11 protein-coding genes and 2 pseudogenes are annotated in these 19560 nt (G+C 68.7%); 3 read left to right on the top strand and 10 right to left on the bottom strand.

The genetic code is table 11. From position 1 onward, the window contains the following. Positions 1-322: 322 nt before the first annotated feature. Complete coding sequence (gene acnB / locus DK254_RS22175; RefSeq protein ID WP_109935495.1) at positions 323-2932, bottom strand: bifunctional aconitate hydratase 2/2-methylisocitrate dehydratase; 2610 nt, start codon at positions 2930-2932, stop codon at positions 323-325. A gap of 392 nt (positions 2933-3324) precedes the next feature. Here acnB and DK254_RS22165 point away from each other — a divergent pair, with 392 nt between their 5' ends. Next, complete coding sequence (locus DK254_RS22165; RefSeq protein ID WP_089392036.1) at positions 3325-3801, top strand: DUF1289 domain-containing protein; 477 nt, start codon at positions 3325-3327, stop codon at positions 3799-3801. 24 nt (positions 3802-3825) lie between these two features. On the opposite strand, the gene DK254_RS22160 is transcribed toward DK254_RS22165, so the two are convergent. Then, on the bottom strand, positions 3826-5172 hold the full coding sequence (locus DK254_RS22160) for a class II 3-deoxy-7-phosphoheptulonate synthase (protein ID WP_109935494.1): 1347 nt from the start codon (positions 5170-5172) through the stop codon (positions 3826-3828). A 220-nt stretch (positions 5173-5392) separates the two neighbouring features. Between DK254_RS22160 and DK254_RS22155 the strand changes: the two genes are divergently transcribed. Continuing rightward, positions 5393-6139 carry a spermidine synthase gene (locus tag DK254_RS22155; RefSeq protein ID WP_109935493.1) on the top strand — a complete coding sequence of 249 codons (747 nt, stop codon included), beginning with the start codon at positions 5393-5395 and terminating at the stop codon, positions 6137-6139. Between the two features lie 15 nt (positions 6140-6154). On the opposite strand, the gene DK254_RS22150 is transcribed toward DK254_RS22155, so the two are convergent. From DK254_RS22150 to DK254_RS22140, 3 genes are all read right to left on the bottom strand, one after another. Further along, complete coding sequence (locus DK254_RS22150; protein ID WP_109935492.1) at positions 6155-7813, bottom strand: ShlB/FhaC/HecB family hemolysin secretion/activation protein; 1659 nt, start codon at positions 7811-7813, stop codon at positions 6155-6157. 79 nt (positions 7814-7892) lie between these two features. Continuing rightward, positions 7893-9338: a collagen-like triple helix repeat-containing protein gene (locus DK254_RS22145; RefSeq protein ID WP_109935491.1), complete on the bottom strand. Its 1446-nt coding sequence runs from the start codon at positions 9336-9338 to the stop codon at positions 7893-7895. Between the two features lie 287 nt (positions 9339-9625). Continuing rightward, on the bottom strand, positions 9626-10417 hold the full coding sequence (locus DK254_RS22140) for a crotonase/enoyl-CoA hydratase family protein (protein WP_109935490.1): 792 nt from the start codon (positions 10415-10417) through the stop codon (positions 9626-9628). Between the two features lie 305 nt (positions 10418-10722). Between DK254_RS22140 and DK254_RS22135 the strand changes: the two are divergent. Beyond that, positions 10723-12446 (top strand): annotated as a pseudogene (locus DK254_RS22135) (DEAD/DEAH box helicase). 558 nt (positions 12447-13004) lie between these two features. Here the strand turns inward: DK254_RS22135 and fabI are convergent. The 5 genes and pseudogenes from fabI to DK254_RS34580 form a co-directional block, all read right to left on the bottom strand. Next, positions 13005-13801, bottom strand: a pseudogene (gene fabI / locus DK254_RS22130) (enoyl-ACP reductase FabI). Between the two features lie 22 nt (positions 13802-13823). After that, entirely contained in the window at positions 13824-15440 is a 1617-nt protein-coding gene (locus DK254_RS22125; RefSeq protein ID WP_109935488.1) for an ABC transporter ATP-binding protein, read from the bottom strand. Between the two features lies 1 nt (position 15441). After that, entirely contained in the window at positions 15442-16461 is a 1020-nt protein-coding gene (locus DK254_RS22120) for an ABC transporter permease (RefSeq protein ID WP_109935487.1), read from the bottom strand. Between the two features lie 3 nt (positions 16462-16464). Beyond that, positions 16465-17550 carry a microcin C ABC transporter permease YejB gene (locus tag DK254_RS22115; protein WP_109935486.1) on the bottom strand — a complete coding sequence of 362 codons (1086 nt, stop codon included), beginning with the start codon at positions 17548-17550 and terminating at the stop codon, positions 16465-16467. Further along, on the bottom strand, positions 17550-19373 hold the full coding sequence (locus DK254_RS34580; protein ID WP_218281433.1) for an extracellular solute-binding protein: 1824 nt from the start codon (positions 19371-19373) through the stop codon (positions 17550-17552). The genes DK254_RS22115 and DK254_RS34580 overlap by 1 nt, the downstream gene beginning before the upstream one ends. Positions 19374-19560: the final 187 nt, after the last annotated feature.

The raw sequence follows: 19560 nt of genomic DNA, 5'->3' as shown, positions 1-19560 counted from the left end.
GTAGCCCGGCTCCATCGGGCCCGTATGTCGGGGCAAGCCTTTTTGGTTCCTTTTGTGGCGACTGACAAAAGGGACTCGCCCGAGGGGGCGAAACAAGAGACATCCGAACACTCGGAGCGGCGCGCTACACCCAAACCCAACGTCTTTTTTGGGTTCCGGCGTTCGCGGGAATGACGAGGGGGAGATCGGAGCGCGGAACCAAGCCCCGCAAGCAAAGCCATACCCCATCCCAAACGAAAATGCCGTTTCTCCCCAGGGGAAGAAACGGCATTCTCTTCAAAGCCCCACCGTACCGGCCAGGGCTTTCCTCACGCCGAAAGGCTTAGGCTTGAACGACCGGAATCTTGGCGTTCGCAGCGGCTTCCTTGAACTCGGCGATCTGGTCGAAGCTCAGGTAGCGGTAGATATCGGCAGACATGCTGTCGATGTCCTTCGCGTAGGCCATGTATTCCTCGACGGTCGGCAGCTTGCCGATGATCGAAGCCACAGCGGCCAGCTCCGCCGACGCCAGGAACACGTCGGTGGAATCGCCCAGGCGGTTCGGGAAGTTACGAGTCGAGGTCGAGACCACGGTGGAACCGGTCTGTACGCGAGCCTGGTTACCCATGCACAGCGAGCAGCCCGGCATTTCCATGCGCGCACCGGCCTTGCCGTAGATGCCGTAGTAGCCTTCCTCGGTCAGCTGGTGGGCGTCCATCTTGGTCGGCGGGGCCAGCCACAGACGGGTCGGAATGCCACCCTTGACCTTGTCCAGCAGTTTGCCGGCGGCGCGGAAGTGACCGATGTTGGTCATGCAGGAACCGATGAACACCTCGTCGATCTTGCGGCCTTGCACGCTGGACAGCAGGCGGGCGTCGTCCGGGTCGTTCGGGGCGCAGAGGACCGGCTCCTTGACGTCGGCCAGGTCGATCTCGATGACCGCGGCGTATTCGGCGTCCTTGTCGGCTTCCAGCAGTTGCGGGTTGGCCAGCCAGGCTTCCATCGCCTTGGCGCGGCGCTCCAGGGTGCGGGCGTCGCCGTAGCCTTCGCCGATCATCCAGCGCAGCAGGGTGATGTTGGACTTCAGGTATTCGGCGATGGCCTCTTCCGGCAGCTTGATGGTGCAACCGGCGGCGGAACGTTCGGCCGAGGCGTCGGACAGCTCGAAGGCTTGCTCGACGGTCAGGTCGTTCAGGCCTTCGATCTCGAGGATGCGGCCGGAGAAGATGTTCTTCTTGCCTTTCTTCTCGACGGTCAGCAGGCCGGCCTGGATGGCGTAGTAGGGGATCGCATGGACCAGGTCACGCAGGGTGATGCCCGGTTGCAGCTTGCCCTTGAAACGCACCAGTACCGATTCGGGCATGTCCAGCGGCATCACGCCGGTGGCAGCGGCGAAGGCCACCAGGCCCGAGCCGGCCGGGAAGCTGATGCCGATCGGGAAGCGGGTGTGCGAGTCGCCGCCGGTGCCGACGGTGTCGGGCAGCAGCATGCGGTTCAGCCAGCTGTGGATGATGCCGTCGCCCGGACGCAGGGACACGCCGCCACGGGTCATGATGAAGTCGGGCAGGGTGTGGTGGGTCTTGACGTCGATGGGCTTGGGATAGGCCGCGGTGTGGCAGAAGGACTGCATCACCAGGTCGGCGGAGAAGCCCAGGCAGGCCAGGTCCTTCAGCTCGTCGCGGGTCATCGGGCCGGTGGTGTCCTGGGAACCGACGGTGGTCATCTTCGGTTCGCAGTAGGTGCCCGGACGCACGCCCTTGCCTTCCGGCAGGCCGCAGGCGCGACCGACCATCTTCTGCGCCAGGGTGTAGCCCTTGCCGCTGTCGGCGGGGGCTTCGGGCTTCTTGAACAGGGTGGACGGGGCCAGGCCCAGTTCGGCGCGGGCCTTCTCGGTCAGGCCACGGCCGACGATCAGCGGGATGCGGCCGCCGGCGCGGACTTCGTCCAGCAGCACGGGGGTCTTCAGCTCGAAGGTGGTGACCACTTCGCCGCTGTCATGGCGCACGACCTTGCCTTCGTATGGGTACACGTCGATGACGTCGCCCATGGCCAGGTTGGTGCAGTCGAACTCGATCGGCAGGGCGCCGGCGTCTTCCATGGTGTTGTAGAAGATCGGGGCGATCTTGGTGCCGAAGCAGAAACCGCCTGCGCGCTTGTTCGGCACGTAGGGGATGTCGTCGCCGAAGAACCACAGCACCGAGTTGGTGGCGGACTTGCGGGAGGAACCGGTGCCGACCACGTCGCCGACGTAGGCGACCGGGAAGCCCTTGGCCTTGACCGCTTCGATCTGCTTCAGCGGGCCGATGGCGCCGGGCTGTACCGGCTCGATGCCGTCGCGGGCCATCTTCAGCATGGCCAGGGCGTGCAGCGGGATGTCCGGGCGCGACCAGGCGTCGGGCGCCGGGGACAGGTCGTCGGTGTTGGTTTCGCCGGGCACCTTGAACACGGTCAGGGTGATCTTCTCGGCGACCGCCGGGCGGGCCTGGAACCACTCGCCGTCGGCCCAGGACTGCAGCACGGCCTTGGCCGCGGCGTTGCCCTTCTTGGCGCGCTCGGAAACGTCGTGGAAGGCGTCGAACATCAGCAGGGTGTGCTTGAGCTGCTCGGCGGCGACCTCGGCCAGCTCGGCGCTGTCCAGCAGTTCCACCAGGGTGGCGATGTTGTAGCCGCCCTGCATGGTGCCCAGCAGCTCGACGGCGCGGGCCTTGCTGATCAGCGGGGAAGTGGCTTCGCCCTTGGCGACGGCGGAGAGGAAGCCGGCCTTGACGTAGGCGGCCTCGTCCACGCCCGGCGGGACGCGGTTGGTGATCAGGTCGAGGAGGAATTCTTCTTCGCCGGCCGGCGGGTTCTTCAGGAGTTCGACCAGACCAGCGGTCTGTTCGGCGTTCAGCGGCTGGGGCACGACACCCTGGGCGGCACGCTCTTCTACGTGTTTGCGGTAGGCTTCAAGCACAGTATTTCCCTCATCAGTGGTCCCGTGGGACGCGTATCCAGGAGACCTCGCCGATCCATTCGTCAGGCATGGTGGACGGTAATCCACGGACCTACGACGGCACCGGCAGCCTCCAGACAGAAGCTGTTTTCAAAGTTTTACGCCGGAGGGCCTGGGACGTGAGGGACTGGGCGCCTGAGGGGGGGCGCCCGGTCCGCGCGGCTGCCGGAATCTGTGCTTCGTGACGCTTTGAAAACAGCTTCGAACGGGCATTGCGCCTTGTGAAAGGCGGGCCGATTCTACTGGAAATCATTGCTGAAAGTAAGCGCCATTGCGCCGATGCGGAGGGTGATCTTGCCTAGACAAAGGGCTAAGATGACGCCCGTCCCCCGTTGTCCCGAAGCCGTTCCGCCATGTCCTCCCAGCGCATCAAGACCCCCTGTGTCGGCCTTTGCTCCACCGTCTACGGCGACCTCGTGTGCCGCGGTTGCAAGCGCTTCCACCACGAGGTGGTGAACTGGAACCTGTACGGCGAGGAGGAGAAGCGCGCGGTGTGGAAGCGCCTGGAGGTGCTGCTGGTGCAGGTGATGGTGGCCAAGCTCGAGGTGTTCGATGCGCCGCGCCTGCGCGCCCAGCTGGAGCAGCGGCAGATCCGCTTCGTCCCCGAGCAGTCGCCGTACTGCTGGGCCTACCAACTGATCGCCCGCGGCTCGCGGCTGATCCAGAGCATCGAGGCCTACGGCGTGGCGCTGCTGCCGGAGTTCCGCGAGCGGCCGCTGCCGGAGCTGCGCGACGCCATCGACCGCGAGTTCTTCCTGCTTTCCGAGGCCCACTACGACCGCTACATAGCCCCGCGCTTCCTCAGCGAGGGCATGGACCTGCGCGTCTGAGCCCAGCCCCGCCGTTCGTCGGTTTCAGCGCCGCGCCTGCTTCAGCGTCTCGGCGATGAGGAAGGCCAGCTCCAGCGACTGGTCGGCGTTGAGCCGCGGGTCGCAGTGGGTGTGGTAGCGGTCGCTGAGCCCGGCCTCGGTGATCGGCCGCGCACCGCCGATGCACTCGGTGACGTTCTGCCCGGTCATCTCGATGTGGATGCCGCCGGGGTGGGTGCCCTCGGCCCTGTGCACCTCGAAGAACTGCCGCACCTCGGCGAGGATGCGCGCGAAGTCGCGGGTCTTGTAGCCGCTGGAGGCCTTGATGGTGTTGCCGTGCATCGGGTCGCAGCTCCACAGCACCTGGCGACCTTCGCGCTGCACGGTGCGCAGCAGCCGCGGCAGGCCGTCGCCGACCTTGTCGGCGCCCATGCGCACGATCAGGTTGAGGCGGCCGGGGTCGTTGTCCGGGTTGAGGATGTCGATCAGCCGCAGCAGTTCCTCGTCGCCCATGCTCGGCCCGACCTTCACGCCGATGGGGTTGCCCACCCCGCGCAGCAGTTCGACGTGGGCGCCGTCCAACTGGCGGGTGCGGTCGCCGATCCAGAGCATGTGCGCCGAGCAGTCGTACCAGCCGCCGGTGAGGCTGTCGCGGCGGATGAAGGCTTCCTCGTAGTTCAGCAGCAGCGCCTCGTGGGCGGTGAAGAAGCTCACCTCGCGCAGCTGCGGCGCGCCGTCCAGGCCGCAGGCGCGCATGAAGGCGAGGGTTTCGTCGATGCGCCCGGCGAGCTGGCTGTACTTCTCCGCCAGGGCCGAGTTGGCGATGAAGTCGAGGTTCCACTGGTGCACCTCGTGCAGGTCGGCGAAGCCGCCCTGGGCGAAGGCGCGCAGCAGGTTGAGGGTGGCGGTGGACTGGTGGTAGGCCTGCAGCAGGCGCTGCGGGTCCGGCACGCGGTTGGCCTCGTCGAAGCCGATGCCGTTGACGATGTCGCCGCGGTAGGCCGGCAGGGTCATCTCGCCCACGGTTTCCTCGCCGGAGGAGCGCGGCTTGGCGAACTGCCCGGCCATGCGCCCGACCTTCACCACCGGGCAGCCGGCGGCGAAGGTCATGACCACCGCCATCTGCAGCAGCACCTTGAAGGTGTCGCGGATCTTCGCCGCGGAGAACTCGGCGAAGCTCTCGGCGCAGTCGCCGCCCTGCAGCAGGAAGGCGCGCCCGGCGGTGACCTCGGCGAACTGCCGGCGCAACTCGCGGGCCTCGCCGGCGAACACCAGCGGCGGGTAGCTGGCCAGGGTCTGCTCGACCTGCTGCAGGCGCGCGGCGTCGGGGTAGGCGGGTTGCTGCTGGATGAGGCGGCTTCTCCAGCTGTCGGGGCTCCAGGTCTGGCTCATCGGGGGCTCGCGGGGCAATGGCGGGTATCGGCCCATGGTAACACCGGGCGGGGCCTCCTTCAGCGGGGCCGGGCTGGTATCCTTCGCTTTCCATGAGCCCGCGGCCGTCGCCGTCCTTGCCCTGCGGAGAACCCCGCGTGTACCAGAGCCCGACTTCGAATCCCCGTCCGTATCGCCGGCCCAGCGCCAGCGCCCGTGGCCATGGCCGGGGGCGCCGGGCATGAGCGAGGACCTGCTGATAGCCGAGGAGCGCGATGCCTACGGGGTGATCCGCGTGGTGGAGCAGGGCGGCTACCGCTACCTGGAGTTCGGCGAGGAGGTGGAGCAGAGCTGCGTGCGCATCGGCGACCCGGCCTGGCTGGAGTACGACTATTCCCGCGCCATGCTGCTGGGCGCGCTGTGCCACCCGGCGCCGCGCCGCGCGCTGTTCCTCGGCTTCGGCGCCGGCAGCCTGACCCAGGCCTGCCTGAAGCACCTGGCGCTGGACGAGGCGGAGGCCGTCGAGCTGCGCCCGGCGATCCCGCGCCTGGCCCGCGAGCACCTGGGCCTGGTGGACGAGCCGCGCCTGCGGCTGCGCATCGGCGACGCGGTGGAGGAGCTGGGCGACTGCGAGCCGGCCGACCTGATCTTCCTCGACCTCTACACCGACACCGGCCCCGCCCCGGCGCACCTGGGCTGGGACTTCCTCGGCGCCTGCCGCGACAAGCTGCGCCCCGGTGGCTGGCTGATCATCAACCAGTGGAGCACCGACGACGGCCGGCCCCTGGGCGCGGCCCTGCTGCGCGGGCGCTTCCACCGCCACTACCTGGAATGCCCGGTGCCGGAAGGCAACGTGATCGTCTTCGTTCCCGCCGACATCGAGCAGAGCCTCGAACCGCGCGGGCTGAAGAAACGCGCCAAGGCCCTGCAGGGCGACCTGGGCTACGACCTGGGCACCTACATCGACGCGCTGCGCCCCGCGCAGTAGCGGCGGGGCGCCGGCTCAGGGAATCTGGTAGCTGAGCGTCAGGTTGAGCCGCGGGCTGCGCTCGTCGTTGTCGATGGCGCGGTCGGCGAACGGCTTGGCCACTTCCACCCCCAGCACGTACTGCTTGCGGTTGGAGAAGCGCACCCCGACGGCGCCGGAGCCGAGCCTGGCGCCGGGCTGGCCGTCGGCGTTGTACCAGGTGCGCGCGCCGTCCACCACCAGATAGGGCTGCAACTGGTTCATCCAGCGGTTTTGCCAGAGGAAGGCGTAGTTCACCTCGTAGGAGGCGCCCCAGCCCTTGTCGCCGGTGGCCTGGTCGTCCGGGTAGCCGCGGCCGAAGTTGGCGCCGCCGTAGGTGACCTGCTCGGAGTCCGGCAGGCTGTCGTGGGCCCACTGGAAGCTGGCGTTGGCCACGCCCTGCACCCGCTCGCCGAACTGGTTCTGCTGGGCGCCGAAGCCGAGCACGCGGGTGAAGTCCTTGCGCGCCGGCGCCGTGCTCTGCGCGTCGAAGGCGTTCAGGCCCTTGTAGAGGGCCAGGCTGCCGGCGCGCACCTGCTTCTCGCCGAACTGCTGGACCAGGGTGTCGACGCCCACCACGCGCAATTTGTTGCGCAGCTTCACGCTATAGGGGGTAGCCGGCGCCACCAGGTCGTAGCGGCTGCTGTCGTCCACCGTGTAGGCGCGCAGGTTGACGTCCCAGGTCAGGTCGCGGCGCAGCAGCACGGGGATGCCCAGGCCGGCGCTGAGCCGTTCGTTCTCGCGCTTGCGCGCGTATTGCAGCGGGCCGATCACCACGCGGTCCTCGAGGCTGGCGTTGTAGTGGCTGTAGCCGGCCATCAGCTGCAGGCCGTTGTCGCCCAGCAACTGGCTGTAGTTCCAGGCGCGGTAGTACTCCTTGTCGTCGCCGGGCGGGTAGAGGTAGCTGAACTGCAGCTGCTCGCCCCGGCCCAGCAGCGAGGCCAGCGTGGCGTTGAACAGCCCGCGCGGGTTGCCGTGGCGCGAGTCGAAGTCGGCGCCGGTGGTGACGACCTCGTGCTTGCCGAGCATCTCCAGCACGGCGCCGCCGTCGGTGGTGGTCGGCGGGTTGAGGACCATGTTCATCTGCAGGCCGGGCACCCGGCTCATCAGTACGCTGAAGCGCTCGAAGCTGGCGCGGGTCAGCGGCCGCTCCGCCTTCAGGCGCTCGATCCAGCGCGCCACGCGGGCCTGGTGCACGCCGAGGTCGCCGGCGCTGCGCACCTCGCTCAGGTGGCCCTCGATCAGCATGATGCGCCCGACGCCGCCGCTGAAGTCCTGGTTGGGTACGTAGGCGAAGGAAATGACGAAGCCGTCGTCCTGGTAGCGCCGGGTGATGGCCTTGGCCGCCGCCACCAGCTCGCCGATCCTGATGTCGCGACGGGTCAGCGGTTCCAGCAGGGGCTTCCAGGTGGCGATCGGGTAGTGGCCGCCGCCGGCGACCTCGATGCGCCGCAGGCGGATGCGCCGTTCGAGCAGTTGCTGCGGCTGCGCGGCCGCCGGGGTGCTGACCCGCGGCGCCTGCGGGCGCACGTCGCCGCCGGGCAGGTTGGGCCTGGGCAGGCCCTGTTCGATGTCGGAGCCGGGCAGTTGGATGGGGCGGTCGGCCCAGGCTAGGGGGCTGGCTAACAACAGCGTTACTACGGCTAGCTTGCGCATGGCTTCTCCCTGAAGCCGTTAAATGAAAGGGCGAAGGGCCGTTGCCGACCCTTCGCCGTTCGCTTTGGCGGGCTTGCCGTCAGTTTCCGGACTTGCCGCCCAGGCTGCCGGTCACGCCGCCGAGCAGGCCACCCACGGTGCCCAGGGTGCCGCCGAGCAGGCCGTTGTTGCTGGCCAGGCCGTTGCTGCCGACGCCTGTCGCGACTCCGCTGGTGAGGCCACTGGTGACGCCGCCCAGGGTGCCGGTGACGCCGGAGAGCAGGCCGCCGACCGGGTTGCTGCCGCCGGTGGCGCCGCCCAGGGTGCCGGTGACGCCGGAGAGCAGGCCGCCAACCGGGTTGCTGCTGCCGGTGGCGCCGCCCAGGGTGCCGGTGAGGCCGGAGAGCAGGCCGCCGACCGGGTTGCTGCTACCGGTGGCGCCGCCCAGGGTGCCGGTGACGCCGGAGAGCAGCCCGCCGACCGGGTTGCTGCCGCCGGTGGCACCGCCCAGTACGCCGGTGACGCCGGAGAGCAGCCCGCCGATCGGGTTGCTGGCGCTGCTGCCGGCCGGTGCGTTGACCAGCCCACCCGTCGCGCTCACGGCCTCGCCGACGTTGGTCACGACGCTGCCGACCGGCGCGAGGACCGGCGTGGTACTGCCGAGCTGGGTGCCGACCTGGCCCACCAGGCCGCCGACCGTGGTCACCAGGTTGTTCACCGGGGCGCCCAGGCCGGTGGCCGCGCCGACCTGCTGGGTCACGCCCTCGACCTGGCCGACCAGGCCCGCGGTAGTGCCGCTGAGCTGCTTGGTCAGCGGGCTGAGCGGGCCGGTGGTGACGGCGCCGCTGAGGGAGTCGCCGAGCATGCTGATCTGCCCGCCGACGCCGTCGACCACGCCGCCCAGGGCAGTGGTCACCGGTTTCAGCGGAGTGTTGGCGCCTACCGCGGCGACGGTGCCGCCCAGGTCGCTGACCGCATTGCCGACGCTGCTCACCGTGCCGGTGGCGCCGGCCACCGTGGTGCCCAGGGCGTTGGGGTTGCTGCCGAGCTGGCCGACGCCGTTGGTGATGCCGCTGCCCAGGCTGTTCACGCCCTGGCCGACGTCCTGGATGACGTTGCCGGCGCCTTCGGTCACGCCGCTGCCGACCACCGGCAGGCCCACGCCCTTGACCACGCTGCCGACGCCGTTGACGGTGTCGCCCAGCGAGCTGACCGCTTCGCCGGTGTTGCTGAGGATGGTGCTGGTGGTGCTGGGGTTGGTGCCGCCGGTGCTTCCGCCGTTGTTACCGCCGTCGCCACCGTTGTTGCCACCGTTGTTGCCGCCGGTTCCACCATTACCGCCGGTGCCGCCGTCGCCACCGCTGCCGGTACCGCCGGAACCGTTGCCGTCGCCGCCGCTACCCGAGCCGCCGTTGCCGGCGCCCTGGTCGGAGCCGCTTCCGGAACTGGCGACACTGCTGTGATGGCCGCCCTTGCTGCTGCAACCCTGCAGCGACATGGCAACGACCAGGAGAGACAACGCGAATACACGAATGGGACCAGACATCTGGGGCTCCTCCCTGAAGGGCTCTGGTGTTCAGGAGAAGCCTCGGTCCGCCGTCGGCAAGAGTACTTCCACTGATTGCCGGCACAGTTTCAGTACTTGCGGGAGGGGGCGAAATTGCATCTTGTATATAGTCGTTTGTTATAGGCATCCCGTTGATTCGAATGAAATTTCAGCAGAATTGCTGGCCTTTTGATTGCAATCTAATACTTTCGATATAGCGCTTTCCCGGGGCGTTTCGAAGGCGTGCCCGGACGGCGTCGCGAAGTGGCGTGACGGGGGCGCCACGACTAGTTGCCGGAGAAGTGGCCTTCGCGCTTTTCCAGCAGCGACTGCAGGCCTTCCCGGGCGTCCTCGCTGGCGAGCAGGGCCTTGAGCTGTTGCGGCAGCTCGCGGATGGCCTCCGCCGGGCCCTGTTCCTGGGCGCGGCGCGCCGAGGCCAGGGTGGCGCGCACGGCCAGCGGGGCGCGGCGGGCGATGCGCGCGGCCAGCTTCAGGGCCTCGGGCAGCAGCTCCTCGGGCGGGTGGATTTCCTGGACCAGGCCCAGGCGGCAGGCCTCGTGGGCGTCGAACTCGTCGCCGCTGAGCAGCCAGCGCATGGCGTTGCCCCAGCCGGCGACCTGCGGCAGGCGCAGGGTGGCGCCGCCCAGCGGCAGCAGGCCACGGCGCACCTCCATCTGGGCGAAGCGGGCGTTGCTGGCGCACAGGCAGATGTCCGCCGCCAGCATCAGTTCGATGCCGATGGTGTAGCAGTAGCCCTGCACGGCGACCAGCAGCGGCTTGCTCAGCCGCGGCCCGCCGAGGGTGCCCCAGGGGTCGACCGCGCCGGCCGGCAGTTGCCAGCCGTCGTGCAGGCGCCGGCTGACGTCGGCCAGGTCGAGGCCGGCGCTGAAGTGCTCGCCGTGGGCGACGATCAGCGCGCAGCGCAGGTCGTCGTCGCGTTCGTACCCGCCCAGGGCCAGCATCAGCTCGTCGAGCATGCGCTGGTCGAAGGCGTTGCGCTTTTCCGGCCGGTTCAGGCCCAGCAGCAGGAGATGACCACGGCGCGTGACGGTGACGCGGGGTTCGCTGGTAGGGTTCACGGCGCGTGCTCCTGGCAGGTGGGCCCTGCTCGGTATAGACGGCGGGTGGCCGATTGTGCAAGTCTTGACCGTTCGGCCAGCGGCGGCGGAAAAGCCACACATCGACGGCGTTTTTCCGGTATGATGCGCGCCGGCCTGTTACGGCCCCGTTCGGGACCGCATCTTTCAGAGCCTGCACGCTCTGGCTGTGCGTCCGCTTCCGCGGACTTCCTTGACGTATTCTTCCAACAGTTCAGTTCGCAAATCCCCGCTTCCAGCTGCCTGGGTGACTTCTACTGTCGTACAGGGCATGCGCAGCTCGGCCATTGGGTCTTTGCGGATGTATTTAGAGGCAAAACCCATGACCCAGGAAACCGGCGGCTTCGCCGCGCTCGGCATTCATCCCAATATTCTGGCGGCCATCGCCGCGGTCGGCTACGAAGAGCCTTCGCCCATCCAGGCCCAGTCGATCCCGGTGATCCTCGAAGGCCACGACATGATCGGCCAGGCCCAGACCGGCACCGGCAAGACCGCCGCCTTCGCCCTGCCGCTGCTGTCGCAGATCGAGCCGGCCCGCCGCGAGCCCCAGGTGCTGATCCTGGTGCCGACCCGCGAACTGGCCCTGCAGGTGGCCACCGCCTGCGAAACCTACTCCAAGCAGATGCCCGGCGTCGGCGTGGTAGCCGTCTACGGTGGCGCGCCCATGGGCCCGCAGCTCAAGGCCCTGCGCCAGGGCGCCCAGGTCCTGGTGGCCACCCCCGGCCGCCTGTGCGACCACCTGCGCCGCGACGAGAACCTGCTGGCCACCGTCGAGCGCCTGGTGCTGGACGAGGCCGACGAGATGCTCAAGCTCGGTTTCATGGACGACCTGGAAGTGATCTTCGAGGCCATGCCGGCCAGCCGCCAGACCGTGCTGTTCTCCGCGACCCTGCCGGCCTCGATCCGCAGCATCGCCGAGCGCCACCTGAAGGAACCCAAGCACGTCCGCATCGCCGCCAAGACCCAGACCGTGGCGCGCATCGAGCAGGCGCACCTGATGGTCCATGCCGACCAGAAGCCCGCCTCCATCCTGCGCCTGCTGGAAGTCGAGCAGTTCGACGCGCTGATCGGCTTCGTGCGCACCAAGCAGGCCACCCTGGACATCGCCGAGCTGCTCGAGCGCCAGGGCTACCGCGCCGCCGCGCTCAACGGCGACATGCCGCAGGCCCAGCGCGAGCGCGTCATCGAGTCGCTGAAAGACGGCTCGCTGGACATCGTCATCGCCACCGACGTGGCCGCCCGCGGCCTGGACGTGTCGCGCATCACCCACGTGCTGAACATCGACATGCCGTACGACCCCGAGTCCTACGTGCACCGCATCGGCCGTACCGGCCGCGCCGGCCGCGAAGGCCGCGCGCTGCTGCTGGTGACCCCGCGCGAGCGCCGCATGCTGCAGGTGATCGAGCGCGTCACCGGGCAGAAGGTCGGCGAAGTGCGCCTGCCCGACGCCGACACCGTGTTGGAAGCGCGCCTGGCGCGCCTGGCCTCCAGCCTGCAGCCGCTGCTGGAAACCGCGGTCGCCAACCGTGGCGCCGTGCGCGACGAGCTGTGCCGCCGCCTGGGCACCGACGTCGAGACCCTCGCCGCGGTGCTGCTGGCCAAGCTCACCGAAGGCAAGGCCCTGGACCTGGAGTCGGTGCGCCGCGAGCAGCCGCTGACCCCGGCCGCCCCGCGCGAGCGCAGCGACCGTTACGAACGTAGCGAGCGCGGTGAGCGCAGCGATCGTGGCGAACGCTCCGGCGAGCGCCGCCCGATGGCCGCCCCGGCCGAAGGCAAGGCCCGCTGCCGCACCGCCCTGGGCGCGCGCGACGGCGTGGCGGCGAAGAACCTGCTGGGCGCCATCCTCAACGAGGGCGGCCTGTCCCGCGAGGCCATCGGCCGCATCCAGATCCGCGAGACCTTCAGCCTGATCGAGCTGCCGGAAGACGGCCTGGAGCGCCTGCTGGGCAAGCTCAAGGACACCCGCGTCGCCGGCAAGGCCCTGCGCCTGCGCCGCTACCGCGAGGATTGATCCGCGCGCCACGCGCCGCGATCCGATGAAAACGCCGCAGCCGGGTGACCGGGTGCGGCGTTTTTCTTTGCGTGATGGTGGGGGCGGATGACTGCGCGACTACCATGCGAGCGGGCACGGCTTCCCGTAGGAGCGAGCTTGCTCGCGAACAGATTCCGCTGCGGGGTTCATTCGCGAGCAAGCTCGCTCCTACGAAGAGCACTCGGTGCAACCTGCGAGACAGTTGCCGCTGATAGGCACCGTATTCCCCGTAGGAGCGGACCTTGTCCGCGATGGCTGGAGGTTCCGGCACGATTCGCGGATGAGATCCGCTCCTACGCCACCCACCCGTGCCATTCCCCTGTAGGAGCGCGCCCTGCGCGCGAATCGCGGGCAGGGCCCGCTCCTACAGGTTGCAGGGAAATACGGTATTCCTCCCTTGTAGGAGCGGACCTTGTCCGCGATAGCCGGACGTCCCGGCGCGATTCGCGGATAAGATCCGCTCCTACGCCGTCCGGCAAACGCAGCGCCCCGTAGGATGGGTTGAGCGAAGCGATACCCATCGCCCCGCCCGTCTGCTCAGCTATCTTCCAGCGGCCCCATCGCCGTGGTGTTGAAGCCGCCGTCGACGTAGAGGATCTCGCCGCTGATGCCGCTGGCCAGGTCGGAGCAGAGGAAGGCTGCGGCGTTGCCGACTTCCTCGATGGTCACGTTGCGCCGCAGCGGCGTCTGCCGTTCGCTGGCGGCGAGCATGCGGCGGAAGCTCCTGATGCCGGAGGCCGCCAGGGTGCGGATCGGCCCGGCGGATACCGCGTTGACCCGCGTGCCTTCCGGGCCGAGGCTGGCGGCCAGGTAGCGCACGCCGGCTTCCAGGCTGGCCTTGGCCATGCCCATCACGTTGTAGTTGGGCAGGGTGCGCTCGGCGCCCAGGTAGGAGAGGGTGAGCAGGGCGCCGTTGCGGCCCGCATCATCCCGCGGCCGGCCTTGGCCAGGGCCACGAAGCTGTAGGCGCTGATGTCGTGGGCGATGCGGAAGCCGTCGCGGCTGGTGACGGCGGTGAAGTCGCCGTCGAGCTGGTCGCCGGGGGCGAAGCCCACCGAGTGGACGATGATGTCCAGGCCGTCCCAGTGCCTGCCCAGCTCGCGGAACACCGCCTCGATGTCGGCGTCGCTGGCCAGGTCGCAGGGGAAGCACAGCCCGGGGCCGGAGCCCCAGCCGGCGGCGAATTCCTCGACGCGGCCCCTGAGCTTGTCGTTCTGGTAGGTGAAGGCCAGCTCGGCGCCTTCGCGGTGCATCGCCGCGGCGATGCCCGAGGCGATGGAGAGTTTGCTGGCGACGCCGACGATCAGCGCGCGCTTGCCGGTGAGAAAGCCCATGGTGCTCCGCCTCCCGTGCGGGTCATGCCTGGCTGGTGGCCGCCGGGACCATGAACGCGGCTTCCAGCAGCTGTTGGGTGTAGGGGTGCTTCGGCGCGGCGAAGATCGCCTCGGCCGGGCCCTGTTCCACCACCTTGCCCTGGCGGATGACCATCAACTGGTGGCTGAGCGCCTTGACCACCGCCAGGTCGTGGCTGATGAACAGGTAGCTGAGGTTGTACTTGGCCTGCAGCTGGCGCAGCAGGTCGACCACCTGGCGCTGCACCGAGCGGTCCAGCGCCGAGGTCGGCTCGTCCAGCAGGATCAGCGCCGGCTTGAGCACCAGGGCGCGGGCGATGGCGATGCGCTGGCGCTGGCCGCCGGAGAATTCGTGGGGGTAGCGGTGGCGCGTCTCCGGGTCCAGGCCGACTTCCAGCAGCGCGTCGATGATCCGCTGCTGCTGCTCGCGTTCGTCGCAGATGCCGTGGATCTCCAGGCCCTCGCCGACGATCTGGCCCACCGACAGGCGCGGGCTGAGGCTGCCGTACGGGTCCTGGAAGACCACCTGCATCTCGCGGCGCAGCGGGCGTACCTCGGCCTGGTTCAGGGTGTCCAGGGCGTTGCCCTCGAAGCGGATGGCGCCGCGGCTGTCGATCAGCCGCAGGATGGCCAGGCCCAGGGTGGACTTGCCCGAGCCGCTTTCGCCGACGATGCCCAGGGTGTGCCCGCGCGGCAGGCTGAAGTCGATGCCGTCCACCGCCTTGATGTGGTCCACGGTGCGGCGGAACACGCCCTTCTTGATCGGGAACCACACGCGCAGGTCCTGCACGCTCAGCAGCTCCGCGCCCGGCGGGTTGGCCGCCGGCGCGCCGCTGGGCTCGGCGCCGAGCAGCTCGCGGGTGTAGGGGTGCTGCGGGGCCTGGAACAACTGTTCGCAGTCGGCCTGCTCGACGATCCTGCCCTGCTGCATCACGCACACGCGGTGGGCGATGCGCCGCACCAGGTTGAGGTCGTGGGTGATCAGCAGCAGCGCCATGCCCAGGCGCGCCTGCAGTTCGCCCAGCAGGTCGAGGATCTTCAGCTGCACGGTGACGTCCAGCGCCGTGGTCGGCTCGTCGGCGATCAGCAGCTCCGGCTCGTTGGCCAGGGCCATGGCGATCATCACCCGCTGCCGCTGGCCGCCGGAAAGCTCGTGGGGGTAGGCCTTCAGGCGCGTGGCCGGGTCGGGGATGCCGACCAGGTCGAGCAGCTCGATGATGCGCGTGCGCGCCGCCTGGCCCTGCAGGCCCTTGTGCAGGGTGAGCACCTCGCCGATCTGCTTCTCCACGGTGTGCAGCGGGTTGAGCGAGGTCATGGGCTCCTGGAAGACCATGGCGATGCGGTTGCCGCGGATGCCGCGCAGCTTGCGTTCCGGCGCCTTGAGCAGGTCCAGCCCGGCGTAGCGCACGCTGCCGCTGGGGTGGCTGGCGGTGGGGTAGGGCAGCAGGCGCAGGATGGAGTTGGCGGTCACCGACTTGCCCGAGCCGCTTTCGCCGACCAGGGCGAGGGTCTCGCCGCGGCGGATGTCGAAGCTGACCTTGTCCACGGCATGGACGCATTCCTCGCCGCAGGCGAAGTCGACGGAAAGGTCGCGGACTTCGACCAGGTTGTCGTGGCTCATCTCACTTCCTCGGGTCGAAGGCATCGCGGGCGGCCTCGCCGATGAACACCAGCAGGCTGAGCATCAGCGCCAGCACCACGAAGGCGCTGATGCCCAGCCACGGCGCCTGCAGGTTGGACTTGCCCTGGGCGACCAGCTCGCCGAGCGACGGCGAGCCGGCGGGCAGGCCGAAGCCGAGGAAGTCCAGGGAGGTCAGGGTGGCGATGGCGCCGGTCAGGATGAACGGCATGAAGGTCAGGGTGGAGATCATCGCGTTGGGCAGGATGTGGCGGAACATGATCTTGCCGTTCTTCATGCCCAGGGCGCGGGCCGCGCGCACGTACTCCAGGTTGCGGCCGCGGAGGAACTCGGCGCGCACCACGTCCACCAGGCTCATCCAGGAGAACAGCAGCATGATGCCCAGCAGCCACCAGAAGTTCGGCTGCACGAAGCTGGCGAGGATGATCAGCAGGTAGAGCACCGGCAGGCCCGACCAGATTTCCAGGAAGCGCTGGCCGAGCAGGTCGACCCAGCCGCCATAGAAGCCCTGCAGGGCGCCCACCAGCACGCCGATCAGCGAGCTGAGCAGGGTCAGCACCAGGGCGAACAGCACCGAGACGCGGAAGCCGTAGATCACCCGGGCGAGCACGTCGCGGGCCTGGTCGTCGGTGCCCAGCAGGTTCTCCCGGCTCGGCGCCGAGGGCACCGGCACGCGCAGGTCGTAGTTGATGGAGTCGTAGCTGTAGGTGATCGGCGGCCAGAGCACCCAGGCGTCCTTCTCGGCCAGCTGCTGGCGCATGTAGGGCGCCTTGTAGTTGCCTTCCAGGGGGAACTCGCCGCCGAACACGGTTTCCGGGTAGCGCTTGAGCACCGGGAAGTACCACTGGCCGTCGTAGTGCACCGCCAGCGGCTTGTCGTTGGCGATCAGCTCGGCGCCCAGGCTCAGCACGAACAGCGCGAGGAACAGCCACAGCGACCACCAACCGCGCTTGTTGGCCTTGAAGCGCGCCCAGCGGCGCTGGTTCATCGGGGACAGGCGCATCGCTTACTCCCGGTTCTCGAAGTCGATGCGCGGATCGACGAGGGTGTAGAGGACGTCGCTGACCAGCTTCATGATCAGGCCGAACAGCGTGAAGATGAACAGGGTGCCGAACACCACCGGGTAGTCGCGGTTGAGCGCCGACTCGAAGCTGAGCAGGCCCAGGCCGTCGAGGGAGAAGATCACCTCGATCAGCAGCGAACCGGTGAAGAACACCCCCAGCAGCGCCGAGGGCAGGCCGGCGATGATCAGCAGCATGGCGTTGCGGAACACGTGGCCGTAGAGCACCTGGCGCTCGGTCAGGCCCTTGGCGCGGGCGGTGACCACGTACTGCTTGCCGATCTCGTCGAGGAAGCTGTTCTTGGTCAGCAGGGTGATGGTGGCGAAGTTGCCGATGACCAGGGCGGTGATCGGCAGGGCCAGGTGCCAGAAGTAGTCCTTGACCTTGCCGAAGGTGCTCAACTCGTCGAAGTCGTTGGAGGTCAGCCCGCGCAACGGGAACCAGTCCCAGTAGCTGCCGCCGGCGAACAGCACCACCAGCAGGATGGCGAAGAGGAAGGCGGGGATGGCGTAGCCGATGATGATCGCCGAGCTGGTCCAGATGTCGAACTGGCTGCCGCTGCGCACTGCCTTGGCGATGCCCAGGGGGATGGAGACCAGGTACATGATCAGGGTGCTCCACAGCCCCAGGGAGATGGACACCGGCAGCTTCTCGATGATCAGGTCGGTGACCTTGGCGTCGCGGAAGAAGCTGGTACCGAAGTCCAGGTGCACGTAGTTCTTGAGCATGATCCAGAAGCGCTCGGGCGCCGGCTTGTCGAAGCCGTACATGCGCTCGATCTCCTTGACCAGCTCCGGGTCCAGGCCCTGGCCGCCGCGGTAGTGCGAGCCGCCGGAGGAGGCCAGTTCGCCGCCGGAGCCGGCGATGCGCCCGGTGGCCCCGCCGGCGGCGGCGTTGACGCCTTCGAGCTTGGCGATCATCTGGTCCACCGGCCCGCCGGGGGCGGCCTGGATGATGATGAAGTTGATCAGCAGGATGCCGAACAGCGTCGGCACGATCAGCAGCAGGCGGCGCAGGATGTAGGCGAGCATCAGGGGGTCTCCGGCGCCTGGGTCACGGCCTGGGTCGGCTCGGCCTTGCCGCGGGCCTGCCACCAGGTCATCAGCGCGTAGCTGTAGGGCGGCAGCTTCGCGGGGTGGGCGATGCGGTTCCAGTAGGCCAGGCGCCAGGTGTCCAGGTACCAGTTGGGCACCACGTAGTGGCCCCATTGCAGGGCGCGGTCCAGGGCGCGGGCGTGGCGCACCAGGGCTTCGCGGGAATCGGCCTTGATCAGGCCGTCCACCAGGGCGTCGATGGCCGGGTCGCGCAGGCCGATGAAGTTGCGGCTGCCGGGGTTGTCGGCGCTGGCCGAATGCCAGAACTCGCGCTGTTCGTTGCCCGGCGAGTTGGACTGCGGCCAGCTGGCGACCATCATGTCGAAGTCCCGCGAGCGCAGGCGGTTGATGTACTGGGAGATGTCCACCACGCGGATCTGCATGTCGATGCCCAGCTCGGCGAGGTTGCGCTTGTAGGGCAGCAGCACGCGCAGGAAGTCGGCCTGGACCAGCATGAATTCGAAGCTCAGCGGCTTGCCGTCGGGGCCGACCATGCGGTCGTCGACGATCCTGTAGCCGGCCTCCAGCAGCAGCTTGTAGGCCTTGCGCTTCTGCTCGCGGATGATGCCGCTGCCGTCGCTGACCGGCGGCTCGTAGACGCGCTCGAAGACCTGCGGCGGCAACTGGCCGCGCAGCGGTTCGAGGATCGCCAGCTCCTGGGCGTCGGGCAGTTCGTGGGCGGCCATCTCGGAGTTCTCGAAGAAGCTGCGGTCACGCTTGTAGGAGCCGAAGAACAGCTGCTTGTTGGTCCACTCGAAGTCGAACAGCAGGCTGATGGCCTCGCGCACCCGCGCGTCCTGGAACACCGGGCGGCGGATGTTGAAGGCGAAGCCCTGCATGCCCCAGGGGTTGTCGTTGTGCAACTCCTGGCGGACGATGCGGCCGTCGCGCACCGCCGGCGAGTCGTAGGCGGTGGCCCAGTTCTTCGCGATGCGCTCCTCGTTGAAGTCGAACTGCCCGGCCTTGAAGGCCTCCAGGGCCACGGTCAGGTCGCGGTAGGAGTCCACCACCACGGCGTCGAAGTTGTTGAAGCCGCGGTTCACCGGCAGGTCCCTGGCCCAGTAGTCCTTGACCCGCTCGTAGCGGATCGAGCGGCCCGGGTCGACCTTGGCGACGCGGTAGGGGCCGCTGCCCAGCGGCGGCTCCAGGCTGGTCTTGGCGAAGTCGCGGCTGGCCCACCAGTGCTTGGGCAGGATCTGCAGCTGGCCGAGGATCAGTGGCAGCTCGCGGTTGCCCGGGCGCTTGAAGTCGAAGCGCACGCGCAGCTTGTCCTCGGCCACCACCTTGTCGACGTCCGCGTAGTAGTTGCGGTACATCGGGTCGCCCTGCTTGACCAGGGTCTGGAAGGTGAACACCACGTCCTCGGCGGTGACCGGCGTGCCGTCCTGGAAGCGTGCCTGCGGGCGCAGGTAGAAGCGCACGAAGCGCTGCTCGGGGTCCTTCTCGATCTTCTCGGCGAGCAGGCCGTATTCGGTGAAGGGCTCGTCCAGGGAATGGAAGGTCAGGGTGTCGTAGACCAGGCTGATCTGCGAGGCCGGGTTGCCCTTGGGGATGAACGGGTTGAGGCTGTCGAAGCCGCCTGTGTCGGAGAGCCGCAGGGTGCCGCCCTTGGGCGCGTCGGGGTTGACGAAGTCGAAGTGGCGGTAGTCGGCCGGGTATTTCGGCGCCTCGTCGTAGAGGGTGATGGCATGTTGCGGCGCGGCCTGCAGGCCGGCGCCCAGGCCGAGCAGGCCGAGCAGGAGGAGGGCGCGCAGCTTCATCGACGGCGCTCCGCCGCCGTTCCGGTGGTGGGAGCGGGTGCGGGGCGAGGGGCGCTGGTCGACAGTCTGGGCATGGTCTGCTCGTAGGTCCGTTCGGGCTGGCATCGTTTGTACTGGTTGCGGCCCGTCCCGTGCAAGGGGGCGGGCCCCGGGAAGCCTGGCGGAGCGCCGGCGCTGCCGGCTTTTC

The organism is Pseudomonas sp. RW407, assembly GCF_003176655.1.
GTDB classification, from domain to species: domain Bacteria; phylum Pseudomonadota; class Gammaproteobacteria; order Pseudomonadales; family Pseudomonadaceae; genus Pseudomonas; species Pseudomonas delhiensis.
The sequence above is the reverse complement of the archived record's forward strand: the minus strand, read 5'-3'. Positions and strand labels throughout refer to the sequence as shown.

Coding starts and splice junctions, on each gene's coding strand:
- DK254_RS34580 (WP_218281433.1), bottom strand. CDS start 19,373: ATGAAGCTGCGCGCCCTCCTCCTGCTCGGCCTGCTCGGCCTGGGCGCC.
- DK254_RS22125 (WP_109935488.1), bottom strand. CDS start 15,440: ATGAGCCACGACAACCTGGTCGAAGTCCGCGACCTTTCCGTCGACTTC.
- DK254_RS22160 (WP_109935494.1), bottom strand. CDS start 5,172: ATGAGCCAGACCTGGAGCCCCGACAGCTGGAGAAGCCGCCTCATCCAG.
- DK254_RS22145 (WP_109935491.1), bottom strand. CDS start 9,338: ATGTCTGGTCCCATTCGTGTATTCGCGTTGTCTCTCCTGGTCGTTGCC.
- DK254_RS22165 (WP_089392036.1), top strand. CDS start 3,325: ATGTCCTCCCAGCGCATCAAGACCCCCTGTGTCGGCCTTTGCTCCACC.
- DK254_RS22120 (WP_109935487.1), bottom strand. CDS start 16,461: ATGCGCCTGTCCCCGATGAACCAGCGCCGCTGGGCGCGCTTCAAGGCC.
- DK254_RS22150 (WP_109935492.1), bottom strand. CDS start 7,813: ATGCGCAAGCTAGCCGTAGTAACGCTGTTGTTAGCCAGCCCCCTAGCC.
- DK254_RS22155 (WP_109935493.1), top strand. CDS start 5,393: ATGAGCGAGGACCTGCTGATAGCCGAGGAGCGCGATGCCTACGGGGTG.
- DK254_RS22115 (WP_109935486.1), bottom strand. CDS start 17,550: ATGCTCGCCTACATCCTGCGCCGCCTGCTGCTGATCGTGCCGACGCTG.